The 13,522-nt window shown below is 40.3% G+C and carries 11 protein-coding genes; 2 read left to right on the top strand and 9 right to left on the bottom strand.

Annotated features, from left to right (window positions below; genetic code table 11):
- Positions 1-45: 45 nt before the first annotated feature.
- The gene (locus LCD34_RS18990; protein ID WP_008343821.1) at positions 46-489 is read right to left on the bottom strand and encodes a hypothetical protein; all 444 of its coding nucleotides are present in this window, start codon (positions 487-489) and stop codon (positions 46-48) included.
- Between the two features lie 296 nt (positions 490-785).
- On the opposite strand from LCD34_RS18990, the gene LCD34_RS18985 reads away from it, so the two are divergent.
- The gene (locus LCD34_RS18985; RefSeq protein ID WP_076821645.1) at positions 786-1,328 is read left to right on the top strand and encodes an IseA DL-endopeptidase inhibitor family protein; all 543 of its coding nucleotides are present in this window, start codon (positions 786-788) and stop codon (positions 1,326-1,328) included.
- 34 nt (positions 1,329-1,362) lie between these two features.
- Here LCD34_RS18985 and LCD34_RS18980 read toward each other — a convergent pair whose 3' ends face one another.
- The 8 genes from LCD34_RS18980 to LCD34_RS18945 form a co-directional block, all read right to left on the bottom strand.
- Entirely contained in the window at positions 1,363-2,211 is an 849-nt protein-coding gene (locus LCD34_RS18980; protein WP_046343620.1) for an STAS domain-containing protein, read from the bottom strand.
- Between the two features lie 143 nt (positions 2,212-2,354).
- Positions 2,355-2,735, bottom strand: coding sequence for a NucA/NucB deoxyribonuclease domain-containing protein (locus LCD34_RS18975; protein WP_224559893.1), 381 nt, complete (start codon positions 2,733-2,735; stop codon positions 2,355-2,357).
- Between the two features lie 227 nt (positions 2,736-2,962).
- Positions 2,963-4,957: a glycosyltransferase family 39 protein gene (locus LCD34_RS18970; RefSeq protein ID WP_224559865.1), complete on the bottom strand. Its 1,995-nt coding sequence runs from the start codon at positions 4,955-4,957 to the stop codon at positions 2,963-2,965.
- A gap of 144 nt (positions 4,958-5,101) precedes the next feature.
- Positions 5,102-6,010: a trypsin-like serine peptidase gene (locus LCD34_RS18965; RefSeq protein WP_217815802.1), complete on the bottom strand. Its 909-nt coding sequence runs from the start codon at positions 6,008-6,010 to the stop codon at positions 5,102-5,104.
- A 244-nt stretch (positions 6,011-6,254) separates the two neighbouring features.
- On the bottom strand, positions 6,255-9,398 hold the full coding sequence (locus LCD34_RS18960; protein WP_224559864.1) for a bifunctional cytochrome P450/NADPH--P450 reductase: 3,144 nt from the start codon (positions 9,396-9,398) through the stop codon (positions 6,255-6,257).
- 21 nt (positions 9,399-9,419) lie between these two features.
- Positions 9,420-10,001 (bottom strand): TetR/AcrR family transcriptional regulator, encoded by a 582-nt coding sequence (locus tag LCD34_RS18955; RefSeq protein ID WP_007499369.1) that lies wholly within the window; start codon positions 9,999-10,001, stop codon positions 9,420-9,422.
- A 228-nt stretch (positions 10,002-10,229) separates the two neighbouring features.
- The gene (locus LCD34_RS18950; RefSeq protein WP_224559863.1) at positions 10,230-10,940 is read right to left on the bottom strand and encodes a DUF421 domain-containing protein; all 711 of its coding nucleotides are present in this window, start codon (positions 10,938-10,940) and stop codon (positions 10,230-10,232) included.
- Positions 10,941-11,004: 64 nt separating this feature from the next.
- Positions 11,005-13,221, bottom strand: a complete 2,217-nt coding sequence (locus tag LCD34_RS18945) for an RNA ligase (protein WP_224559862.1) — start codon at positions 13,219-13,221, stop codon at positions 11,005-11,007.
- 107 nt (positions 13,222-13,328) lie between these two features.
- Here LCD34_RS18945 and LCD34_RS18940 point away from each other — a divergent pair, with 107 nt between their 5' ends.
- Positions 13,329-13,520 carry a hypothetical protein gene (locus LCD34_RS18940; protein WP_035391946.1) on the top strand — a complete coding sequence of 64 codons (192 nt, stop codon included), beginning with the start codon at positions 13,329-13,331 and terminating at the stop codon, positions 13,518-13,520.
- The last annotated feature ends 2 nt before the right edge of the window (positions 13,521-13,522 follow it).

Genomic DNA, 13,522 nt, shown 5'->3' with positions numbered 1-13,522 from the left:
AAAGCCGGTATTTCATCAACTGCTGATGAGAGCCGGCTTTTTCTTTTATGAACAAGAATATGCAAGAATACTAGAGCTTGGGAACGAGCCAAATGTAAAGTTCGGCCATATGAAACCCGTTGTACGGCCAAAAGGCTGCGAGGAAAGAACATACATGAGAAATACTTGACCGTTTCTAAGGAACACAATGGTCCACCTTCTATTACATCCAGCTGCAAATTGAACCGTTTGCTGGCTTCCGCCTACACTCTGCCCTGCAATGAGCGGCTGCATACTTTGAGGCTGAGAGACTGCTTGTTGATATTGCGAGATGATATGCTGCGGCGGGGCTGGCGGGACCGATTGTCCTCCTGCACCTTGCCCTTGCCCAGTCCCTCCGAATGGCAAGCCGGGAAATCCTCCAACTTGAGAAATAGGAAACGCCGGCATGCTTTGGACCTGCCGATCGTACAAGTACCCATTCCACGTACCTTCATATGGATTATACATACTAAACACCACTTTCTTAGACATTCATCACGACAGTATATGTCATACATAAAAAAAGAGTGTTGAGGAGACAAATAGAAATCTTTCCAAAAGACGTTTTATTCTTCTTTAGAACGGTTAAATACTAATGAGGAAGAAAAAAATAAAAAAATGAAAACTTTTTGTCTCCCTCAAACGTTATATAGATAGAAAGAAAAGAAATAAAAAACATTTAGATTTAATACTTGTAATATCTCTGTAACTATTGTAACATTTGTAACATAAGAAGTTTTCATTGAGAAAAGGAGGCAATCGCCTTGAAAAAATTATTTGTTTTATTAACCGCTATTATGCTTATGATCTCATTACAAACAACAACACTGGCCGCTTCCAAAAAATCAGCCGCTTTGACAAATAAAGAAGCGTTACATATTGCCCTTGATGCAAGAGAACACTTTTGGAGTGCGATGTCAGGCTACAACATTAAAGAGCATTCAGATTACAAATTAAAATCATTTACTTATAAAGATATGACTTACAACTACCTGTCTAAAACATTTGATACAAAGAAAAAACTAAACAGCTATCTATCTCAAGTGTTCACAAAAGATGCCATTACTCACGGTTTAAAAGACTATCAGTTCATCGTTCATAAAGGAAAAATGGCTGTGCCAGTTGGTGACGGAGATAATATGCTAAATTGGGATAAGGCAACACCTAAACTCGTCTCTAAGAAAAGTACAATCCGCACATACGAATTCTCAGTCCCAACACTTGATGGACGCAAAGTAAAACGTACTGTCACTTTCGAGAAAGTACAAAACGATTGGAAAGTAACAAAAATTGACGCTGTGATCTAAATAAAAAACCAGGCCTACTAAACGGCCTGGTTTTTTATATTGGTGAAAATTCAGTCATACGATCTAAAGCGTGAGCAAGTGATGAAGCCGTTTGAAATTCATTAAAAGGCAGTCCAAGCTGTACAGCCGTTTGAGCAATTTCTGGTCTAATGCCTGAAATGGTCGTATCAACCCCAATTAACCGAAGTGACGTGACAAGATCAAAGATTTGATGTGCTACCATCGTATCAATAATGACGACACCTGATAAATCAATACATAAATGTTGAACACCTTTTTGCGAACACTGTTTTAATGTATTTTCTAAGATAATCTTTGCTCGCGCAGTGTCAATATCTCCAACTAAAGGCAATAAGGCAACATGACTTTTTAACACAATGACTGGGGAACTCAGCTCATAAATCATGTCTCTTTGTGCAACGAGTTTTTTGGTGGTATTTTTCACATATTGCTGAATAAAGACATGAATTGAAATGTTAAATGCCTCAGATATCAAATCATACCAATAAAATATTCGGTCAATGTCAATATCACCTTGATGCTTTTTTATAAACTCTTTTAAGTAATGAAGAACCACTCTTTGATTGGACATATACTCTCTCACGACGTAATCTAATGGCGTGTTCAAGTGCTTCGGATCACTTGCTAAGTCTTCAGACCATTTTTTAAATTTCGTATGTAAATACGTCTTGTCTTCAATAAGTGCGCGTATAAAATGCTGATAATAATCTTGATTTTGCCGTTTTAGCTCTGCTATGATGCTGGAATCTGTTGAACGATAAATGGATTCTGGATCATCATCCTCAATTGATTCATACCATGTTTCAGTCAGTTTCTCTGCATGTTGCATGAAAAAATCGTATAATGCACGGTTCTTTTCCATAAGCATATGTCCCTTCACATTTTCTACTTGTCAGTCTTTGTACCTGATGGATTAATTGTACCACTGAATCTTTTGTACCTGCTAGCTCGAATACGCTCCTGTTGAACAAAAAGAGCCCCTCTCAAGGAGCCTCTTGTCTATGTTTATTTGACAATAAATAAAATTCGTTTCCCGTCAGGATACCCGCTGATTTGATGCCCGACCCATGAACCAGCGCCTCTATTATCTGATGGACTGACATATTGAACGCTCGCCCCCTTTCCTCCTTCAAGACACACTGCCATCGGCCATTCATCCCGGTCAAAACCAGGTTTTGTGGGAATTCCTTTTAATGATTCTTGCCTGCGGGCATCTGCCCCATTTCGGTCAATGGTACACACATCTGAGTGCCCTTTTCGAATAGCTTCTTGAATATGACTGCCTGTTTCAGGATACCGTTCCTTAGGAAATTGAATCACATGATCATAACGATCTGCCCCTTTTGCGGAACGATCCTCTCCAAAACCACCTAATAACGCACCCATCCAAATGACAAAACAAAGAACGACAGCAGCGATCCAGCCTTTTCTCATCTTCAAAAGCTCGTGACCTCCTCATACTTTTGATGAAATGATGTTGACTTGAAGGAAATGAGTCATTTTTAATGTATGAGTGGCTGCGTGATGACATGTGAAAAACATGAGCTGAATCTGCCTAGCAAAAGATTCATAAGAAAAAGCGAATGATTTCTTCATCATTCGCCTTGTTCTACTTAAGATATTTCATCTACTCTATATAATATTTCATTTTGTGAAGACATCTCGGACGGCATCCCTTCTTCAGCTGATGAGGATTGTTTATATTCTTCTGATGAGATGACTGTACCATGTGATTTAATCCAGCTCACCAATTTGCTGTTAGCTGATGACTGATTGTCTGGTAATAAAAAGTATTTCACCTTTCCTTGTTGAATAAGTGCTTTTAATTTATTGACAGTCAAAATAGGATCTGTCCCATTAAAACCGCCTAAGGCCATGACATTCTCATCTTCATCAATAATATATGGCGCTGCGGTAACAGTCGTAAGCGTTGCAAATAAATACGTTTCTCCTGTTTGATGCGCCTTTAAATAAGTGAGTAAGCCTTGATCGACACTAGATGTAAACATGTTCCCTCCTCGTGAACTAGCCAGCTGAACACCTGCCTCTGGAAGAACAGCATTTCCACCATAGATGATTGGGGTGGCGGACCAAAAACCTGGAATCAGTAACAGCGTTGTCAAAGCGGTGATGAGCAGTCGTTTCATGATCAATTGTTTTTCTCTGTATATCAGCAATAGGATAGCGATAATCATCCCTGCAATCGCAATGGCATACATCCAAATACTACTGATTTGAGTCGTATAGTTACTCAAAATATACCCTTGGAAGATGGCTGTAACAGCGATTGCTGCTGGAAGCAAATACGCAGATACTCCTTTGTTGGCCTTAAATAACTCTCCCATCTTCTTAGCTCCTATGCCGCATAGTGCTGCAATAGGCGGGGCAAGCATAATGAGATAGTAATGGTGAAAGAAACCCGCAATACTAAAGAATCCGGCAGCAGGAATCAGCCATGCTGTCCAAAACATCGTTTGTTTCCATTCATTTAATTGAGCTTTTCTCTCCTTCCACCAGCTGATGATCATCCCTAAAAGCCCAAACAAAGCAAACGGCAGCATCCAGCTGATTTGACCTGACAATGCAGATTGAAATAAACGAAATATACCGGGATTCCCAGTGCCATACATATTCATACTTTGTTGACCTACAGCACTTCCAGGCGGAGAACCACCACCTGGACCATGTTGAAGTGGCATCATTTGATTTTGGGATGGCGGCGGCTGATTTCTGTTTGACTGATCCTCTGACGAATCGCCTAATCCAGAATTGTCTGGCATCACCATACCTGCTTGCTGGTTCATGTCACCAAAGGATTTCCCTGTCGTCTGACCAAGCAGCCGTTCCGTGCCGTTATACCCAAAGGCAAGTTCTAACACTGAATTTGTTTGGCTGCTTCCCACATAAGGGCGCTCACTTTCAGCTGTCATATCTACAGCAACTGCCCACGATAGAGATAAGCAGGCTAATACAACGATCGAGCATAAGAGAGAGAAAATTTTCTTTTTTAACGGTACGTGAGCAGCAATAAAATAGTAGAAAATAAATGCTGGAACGACCATAAACGCTTGCAGCATCTTCATATTAAATCCTACCGCTATCAAAGCAAAGGCAATAAGAAGCCAGCGCATCTTTCCGCTTTTTACAGCACGCATCAAGAAATACGTACCCGCAAGTAATGTGAAGACGAGCATACTGTCTATATTGTTTGTTCTGCTCACAGCTGCGGCAATTGGCGTGAGAGCCATAACGGCCGCTGACACCCTTGCAGCACCTTGACCGAAAGCCGGTTTTATCATGAGATAAAGAAGAAGAACAGACCCCACTCCAGCAAGTGCCTGCGGCAATATCACACTCCATGTATGAAAGCCAAAAATAAGTGCACTGATGGTTTGAATCCATAAAACGACGGGTGGTTTATCAATTGATACGAATCCAGCTGCATCAAATGAGGCATAAAAAAAGTGATGGAAGCTTTTGGACATACTTTTGACTGCAGCTAAATAATATTGATTGGCACTGTCATTCTGCCAAATTTGATAAGTGTAGAGAAAAGCTGCAATCAATAAAATCAACAACAATATCATATCTATTTTTTTATTTTTCACTCATATCTCTTCTTTCTTTTTCATTTATTTCATTCAGCATAGCTTGTAAATATGAAATAGTGATGAACAAAAAAAGAAACTTTTCTGCATTTGACGATAAAAAAAGCCTGCCCCTGTAAAGGAAACAAGCTGATTGTTCTATTTTTATTGCACCTTCGCATAGTTGATAAATTCAACAAAGGCAGCAGTCGCTTTTGGTCCGCCGTTGATCGTTCCGTTTGAATAACCCGCATTATGGACCCCGACGATTTGTTGGTTCTGATCTAGCATCGCAGAGCCAGAGTTTCCGCTAAATGTATCGATCGTATAGTATGCGAGATTCGTATCTTCTCTCGTGACTGGACCTGACATTTCCCATTGTGACACTTTGCCAGTCGATCTCATTTTATCACCTGGATATCCAGAAATTTTAATCGTTGTACCTGTTAGATTTGTCACTTGACGAATAGAGCGGTAGCCGACCGTATTTCCAATGTTCGTATCTGTTTTAATGACGGCAAAATCATATTGACTCGCCCCCGTGTTGATATATCCGCTTGGTACATAGAATTCGGTCATGTTTGCTGAGCCGTTCACAGCCGTGCTGTCATTCATGCCTGGGTAGACAGACCCTTTTGCACTATAGCTTCTTGTGACTGTATTGTAGACGCAGTGTCCGTTTGTTAATATTTTGTTTGGAGCAATGAGTGTTCCAGTGCAGCTAGAACCGCCAAATGTAATATAAGCAATAGAATTATAGGGTGCTACTCTTGTATTCGTCACTTTTGTTCTACCATCGTCTCCAATGACTACTTTTGTTTGAAAGTCTTTTAAATATTTTGTGAGTGGTTTTACTTTTTCGCCAATAGTAGAAGAGAGATCATCCACTTTGTCAAAGGATGAGGGGGTTTTCGTATCGTTGTGGAAGTCAGCTGAAGAAATCACCTTTCCGTCAGAAGTCACCATGTCATAATCAGACGTAAGTACTGAATCAGATGCTGCATGGGCAAAACTAGGCACACTTAAAGCACCAAAAACGAGTAGAGAAGGGATTAATTTTTTCACCTTTTTCATCATATTCCTCCTTTATGTCCTATATCAAAAATGATACGATTGTTTCATATTGGAGTAAATGAGAGAATATTCTTATTTTTTACAAAATATTTCATTTGTAAATTAGGTGTTTCGTATCTTCCAAATATTTATTCTAGCGATCTCTCTATGAAAAAAGAAAAAACCGCCATTTTGGCGGTTTCAGATTGTTGACAAAGGGCTAAAATGTGATTTATTTTAGCCCTTTGTCTTCTTTTCAACATGATCAGCTCCATACATCTTTTACATATCTGTTGTCATTGGCTAGAGATGTCAGCCATTGTTCAGCTGTTTCTTTCGCACACTGTTTCTCAGTCTGATACAGTTCAATAAGTGTTGCCTCGACACCTGGTGCCATGACCTTTCCATCCCCGCAAATATACAGGTAGGCGCCTTTGTCGAGCAATTCAATGAGCTTGGCTCCATCATTTTTAATGAAGTGCTGGACATACACTTTTTGCTCCTCGTAGCGAGAGTAAGCACGGTGGATGGTGACGACTCCTTTTTCTTCTGCAAGCTGCATTTCGTCATAATACAGATCATCTTCATGCGGGTGGCGGCAGCCAAAATAAAGATGGGCTTCACCTAAAGACTTCCCTTCATTTTGCCATGCTTCCCTTGCCTGAATGAACCCTCTAAACGGGGCGATACCTGTTCCTGGTCCAATCATGATCATTGGTATTTCAGGAGAAGGCGGCAATTCGAATCCTGCTTGAGCTTCATGAAGGAAGCAGGCCACTTCATCTCCTTCTTGCAGTCCGCATAAATAGTTTGATGCGACGCCTGCGTATTCACCGCGTCCACTCCATGATTTTCCTTTCACAACAGCTACTGTGATACTAAGCCTCTTTTCATCCACCTTTGGCGAACTGGAGATCGAGTAATAACGAGGCTTCAATCCTGGTAAAAGGGCTAAGAAATGATCAAATGGCAGTTCACATGCTTCGTATTGTTCTAGTAAATCCAGCATGGTCACACGCTTCTTTAATACAGCTTCTTGATAAATTTCTCCCGCCATTTGTTCAAGTTCAATACGATGAGGTGGGCATACCGTATATTTTGCAAGTTCTCTTAGCTGAGTACGTGTCACAGGCTCCTGCAGCTCTACATGTGACGCCAGCAATTCTCCGACTTGAATTGGCTGATTTAAAGGTAAATGACTTGCTTCTTTTTCCGAAGAGAGTATCATGTGCTGCTGTGGATCCAGCTTGAAACGATCGGTCACTCGCTGAACGAGTGTTGCACTATTTTTTGGCACGATTCCGATATGATCTCCTTCTTTATAGTGCTTGCCTTCAGGTAATTGAAGTTCGATATGCCTTGTTTGGCGGGTACTTTTTTCAGATTGTAATTCTTGATTTTTCAATACAACAGCTGAAAAGGCACCGTATGTTTTAGCTACAGGACGTTCCACTAGCTCATTCGTATATGCAATGGATAGGTTTGGCTTTTCTTGGCGTTTCTCCTGCAAGGTTAAATTGAATTCTTTTGCAAGCTCATCGAAGACTGTCTTCTGGAATGTTTCTTTATCTTCATCCATATCACCGCCCGCATCGCCTTCACCAATATCCGTTACACGCTTCGCCCCTTTTCTTTCAAGTGCTTCATCAATCAGACGAGGAATACGCTGATACGTGCTCGCCCAATTTCGATCCCCGCACCCAAAGACTGCAAATGTCACGTTTGATAGATCTTGCTCCTCATCCTGCGTCACCCAATCCACAAACTGTTTCGCATGGTCAGGCGGATGACCGTTGTATGAAGCCGTTACAATTAAAACTACGCCTGACTCTGGTAACTTTCGAGTATAATCATCAAGCGGTGCCGTTGTCACGTCAAACCCTTTTGCTTTCCCGTCTTCAGCAAATTCGTTTGCCATCTGCTTTGCTGTGCCAAGATTTGATCCGTACAAGACCAATAGCGGTGTTCCATGACTCGCTATTTTTGCTTCAGCAGATGCCGTGCTTTTTGTTGGTTCTTCTTTCGGAGGCGCCATAAAGAATTGCTGCTTTCTTGGCCGTACTTTGATTTTAAAATCATTCGGCTTAATCGTCAGGGATTCTTTTAAATCCAGTTCATACGACGTATGGTCAATCAGTTCAAGGTTGTGCAGAACCATTCCCAGAACCATCGTGGCTTCATGAAGGGCAAATTGCATCCCAATACATGCACGCTGGCCATTTCCAAAAGGCTTGTAGGCATGTTGCGGGATTTTTTCAGGGTGCAGAAACCGCTCTGGTTTAAATTCTTCCGCATCCTCTCCCCAAACCGCTTGATCACGGTGTAATTTAGGAAGCAGCACAGTCACACTTTGGTTTTTCTCAATCGGAAATTCCCCTCCGATTACTGTGTCCTCTTTAGCGTAAACTGAGAAAGAAGGCGCAGTCGGCCAAAGTCGAAGTGCCTCATGTAACACCATACGGGTGTAGCTTAGCTGTTGCACCTGCTTAAATGTCGGCAGACCGTCCTGTAGCACCTCATCTGCTTCATGGACGGCTTTCTTTAGTTTCTCTGGATTCTTTAATAAGAAATAAATCGCAAATGATAGCAGACCACTTGTCGTTTCATGCCCCGCAATTAAGAAGGTAATGATCTGATAACGGATATTTTCATCGGACAGACGCTCACCTGTTTCAGGGTCCGTCGCATGCAGCATAAGGGACAGCAAATCATCGCCCATTTTATCTTGTTTTTTCCGTTCCTGAATAATATCATCTACTAATCGCTTCATAAAATCGACATTTTGCTCAAATTCTTTTCTTCTTTTGATCATGAGTTTATCTGCAATCGGCCATCTTTTCGATTGGTCCATCGCTTCATTTAAGCCTTTCAGCATGCTTTCGATAAATGGATGCTGATTCTCTTTATAAAAGCTGTTAAACCGAAAATCAAAACCGCAAAGACCAATTGTATCTAAAGTGAGTTTTGTCATGTCCTCTGCTACTTCAATTTCTTCATCGCGGCCTGTTCTTTGCCATTTTTGCACAAGCTGCGTTGCAATATCGAGCATCATCTCGTGATAGCCCTTCATCGCCTGCTGACTAAACGCCGGCATCAAGATTTGATGAGCTTTTCTCCAGTTTGGTTCTTCTGTCCAGCTTGTAAATAGGCCATCTCCTGCAAATGCTCTTGCTTTATCAAGACTAATCCCGATGAATTTATCGAATCGGCTCTCATCACATACTTCTTGGACAAGCTCATGACTGGAAACAAAAACACCGGTTATATCTGAAAATTCAAATTGATAAATCCCTCCCAATTCATCTGCCAGCCGCCAAAAGCTTTGAGAAAGCTCTCCTTTTTTGATATGAGGAATATTTTTTAAAGGTCCGTATGTTTTTGGTTTTGGAATGATTGATGTTTGTTGCATGTGCCCACTCCCTTTATTTCTTTATGATGCAACGCTAATGGCACGCCATAAGCATTGCTCAATATCTTCTAAAAATTCAATCGTTGGTTCAATTTCCTCTGCTAGAATCTGTTTATGAAGCTGAACGAACGCTCCAAATACAATGGATAAAATCGTTCTCCCTGAAAGATTTGGATGAATTCCATCCTTTTTGCCTTCTTCAAAAATATGAAATAGCTCATTTAATAGCTGCTGCATCTTCTCTTTACTTGTCTCATCTAAATAGTGTGAGCGTTTGTCAATTTCTAAGAAGTACAGACCACTTGGGTTCTCTTTTGTAAAGAGCACTAAGCAGTAAAAGACATGTTTGAAATAAGCCCTGATACTTGCTTTAGGGTCTGGACTGTTTGTATTCACCTTGTCGATAAATGCAGTCAGGCTTCGCTGGTATAAAATGTTCACAAGAGCCTCTTTACTATCAAAATAACGATAAATGGTTCCTGCTCCAACATTGGCTCTTTTCGAAATCATCGGCATCGTTGTACCGTCAAAACCCCGTTCAATAAATAAGTCCAGAGAAGCCTTCATAATCTGCTCCTGTTTATCAGTAGTTGCTGCGGGCATTTCATCCTCTCCTTTCGTTTTATCAGGAATGAATGTTCATTCCGCTTGATGTATATTATATTAATATTTTAAATTCTTCTATTTATACTTAAACATACTTATTTTTCTCCGTCACTACATTTTCAGAAAATAATAATAATTGAGAAATGATACCTAGATAGATGACATCCAAACGACTTATAAATATTGGCAGTTCTGTGACGCGCGGGTGTCGTCTGAACTATATGTTCATTCTTGGTCAATTGGAGAATGGATGTGATCGTCATATGTATCAATGTATAAACTGCCATTACTTGAACGAACCGCATAAACAATGTCTTTTAAAGACAGCTGCCTTTTTTGAAGTTCTTCATAGATCCACTGCTCCGTTAATTGGTTTTCATGAAGGTTTTTCAAAATGAGCTTTCCGTCCATAATAACTTCAATGGGCATGTAACGCTCTGCCTGCATCCACAGGTTAAGATCTTTTCGCGTGACATAATCAAATGAAGGGTATTTTTTCACTGACATATGCCCATCTGTTTCAATCATTGCAAATTCAACTTCACTAATGTCAAACACATTCTTTTCTCTGAGCTGTTGATTTAAATAATCAAGTGTATACCTCATTCCTTTCATATTCTCTTCAAGGATTTTGCCATTTTGAATCACAAGCGTTGGTTTACCGGCCATAAAACCTCTCATCTTCCGGCTTCTTAAAGCAAGTAAAGAAATCACATAAATAATGATCACAAGTGTAATAAAAGAAATGGTTGTGTGATGAAGCGGAAGCGTAGTATTAAACGCCAAGTTCGCCGCAATTGAACCTAGACTGATCGCCGCAATGAAATCAAAAATATTCATTTGTGCAATGGTTTGCTTTCCAAGAAGACGGGCACCGCCGAATAAAATAGCAAAAGCAAATATGGTTCGAAGAATGACTTCAATGTGATCTGGCATTTCAGCTTCCACCTTTCGATTTCATGAAAAAAAGCCTTTTCTTTAGAAAAGACTCTTTGTTAGACTATGCATTTATTCCGTCATTATTCAAATGGGCTGCTTCCGTTTGCTCAAATTGTGAACGCAGCTCAATGATTGAGCTGTTTCTCACGTTTACTGGATCTTGCTCGAGTAGCCATGTATAAAATCTTGCTTGCTCTGCTGTTTGCAAAGCCTGCATATATTTTTGGGTGGAGCGCTTATCTGCAACACGCTGTTTAATGGATCGCATTTGCTTCCAAAATTGATAATAAGGAAGCTTTAACTTGGTCATAAAGCCGCTGTTATCCTCAATGACATAACCTTCTTCTTTGATTGTGTCATCATGTGATACAGATTGATACCATTTATAGAAAGAGGTCCAATCATGAAACACTGCCACTTGCTGTTTGCACCGCATGCCAAGCTGTTCACTGAGCCTTTTCACTTCAGCAAATGGTTCTTTTTCATAGCTCAGCTGACGCTTCACGATATCAAGTAAAATGAGTTGATCATGATCATATGTGATAATATGCGGGTCTTTCTCTGGCAAAATGACTTCAAATACAAGGGATACATGGTTGTCGCGTACGTATGATTTGATGTAATCGACCTGCACATCGTCAAAGGTCGCATAAAATAGCTCTTCGACCCAAGCAGCATGCTGATTTTGCTTCACATGTGACGTATACGATTTGGACGTAAACACCAGTTCATCTTTTATGTCGTTAAACCCAACCGTGCCTAAGTATCCATTTGCTTTATCATAGACCGTCACAGGAAATTGAAGATGATTCACTAAATGCTGCATTCTGGTTTCAGGACGTTCATCAATATTAAAGAACTTATTATAACTTCTAGACACAATCTGCTTTGAAGTCATATTGATAAACAACCCTCTTGCTTTGACATTTATTTCATCCCATTGTCTTTCACTAAATGCTTTTTTCGTGAAATTAAAAGATGAAATATCGTGTGGCAGCTTTAATTCTTGTACATATTCATGCTGATCTAAATGGGATAAAAAATCATCCAGCGTCACATTGGGCTGAACAAAGACCGGTTGCTTGTTTGCAGAAGCTCTGTAGACAGGATTGTCAATTTCATGTGTCTCAATCCCGCCTGCTGTAATTTTTAACACACGCAGCTGTCCTCCAAATTCAACCTGACCTTCGAGATTATAAGATCTTTCCGCCGCTTGGATAGGCAGTCTATATAAATTGCGATGACCGTGAATTTGAATGATATCTAATCCAGAAGTGTTTTGCACAAATAAGTGGTCAATGTCATCTGAATATTCACCTACTCCGTGAACAAGCTGCTGCGTTGAGACATGCAGAAGCTCTTCTGGCAAATGGGCAAGCCCACCATGGGTGACAAGAAATGTCTGACCATGATACGTAAAATAGGTGAGCTGATGAAATGTTCTGACAAACTTCCTTAATTCTTTTAGGTCAAAACCTGCTTCCGCAATTTCAGGCGCAGTATGACGGTTAAACATATTACTTCTCACTTTTTCTTCATGTGCATATTTGTAAAGATGCTGATCATGATTTCCTTCAATGACGATCACATTGCGGCATTCTCTATGTGCCAGCATCCATTCTAACACTTCCTTGTTTTCTATTCCTCTATCAAGCAAATCACCTGCAAAGATATAAAGCTCGTTTTCTTTCAAGTCTCCTTGCAAATAAGTATTTAGAGCTGTGTAACAGCCGTGAATATCACCGAAGACGTGAATGGCCTCATACTGATCAAAAGACCTGGGCTGATACGTCATAATGGCTGGATATTCCTCAGGCGTCAAAACGGTTACCCATGAAGGCACCTTCTCTGTCTTTAACCGTTCATTCATTTGATATAACACAGATTCCTTCACTACTTTGTGCGGCTCTCGACCGCGATTTTGCAGCAGGGATGTTTCAAGAGGCACTTGCGTAAAATCGACGACATACACTCTATAGCGGTATGAAGTAGCTAATGATTTATACTGCGAAATGGACTTACTTGTGACATGTGTTGCATCAATGACAGTAAAGTCTCCTCGTTCCATTCGGGCTGTGAGGAGTTCAAATAATAAAGACCAGACTTTATGATCATGTTTGCTTGAAATTTCTGGTTTCCCATTGACTGATAACTGCGGAGGCTGGGTTAACAGACGGATCTGATCCGCTGATAATGTATATGGTTCTAAGCCTTGTTCTTTGATCCAAGTTGATTTACCTGCACCTGGGAGACCTCGTAAAAGGACTAAAGTTCTCATAATGGTTCTCCTTTAATGAGTGATATTTTACCTATTATAGATAAATTATGGATAAATCTCAATCTTTTATTGTTTATGGTAATATATAGATATAAGGAGGGTTACACATGCCTAATGAAGCGAATACTGCATTCAACATTGGGGATATCGTATTTCAAGTATTTTCTCTTCTATTTATTGCATTGATCGTGACCATCGTGGTCATCGCGATTCGAATGATAAGAAGAAAACAAGTGGAATTGAAGAAAGTCGAGGCTAGATTAAACAAAGTAATTGAAAAAAATCATTTAAAAGAGTAAAA

The sequence above is a fragment of the Bacillus sp. RAR_M1_44 genome, from assembly GCF_020165935.1.
Classification (GTDB): domain Bacteria; phylum Bacillota; class Bacilli; order Bacillales; family Bacillaceae; genus Bacillus; species Bacillus altitudinis.
This window is presented reverse-complemented; position numbering and strand designations above follow the sequence as displayed.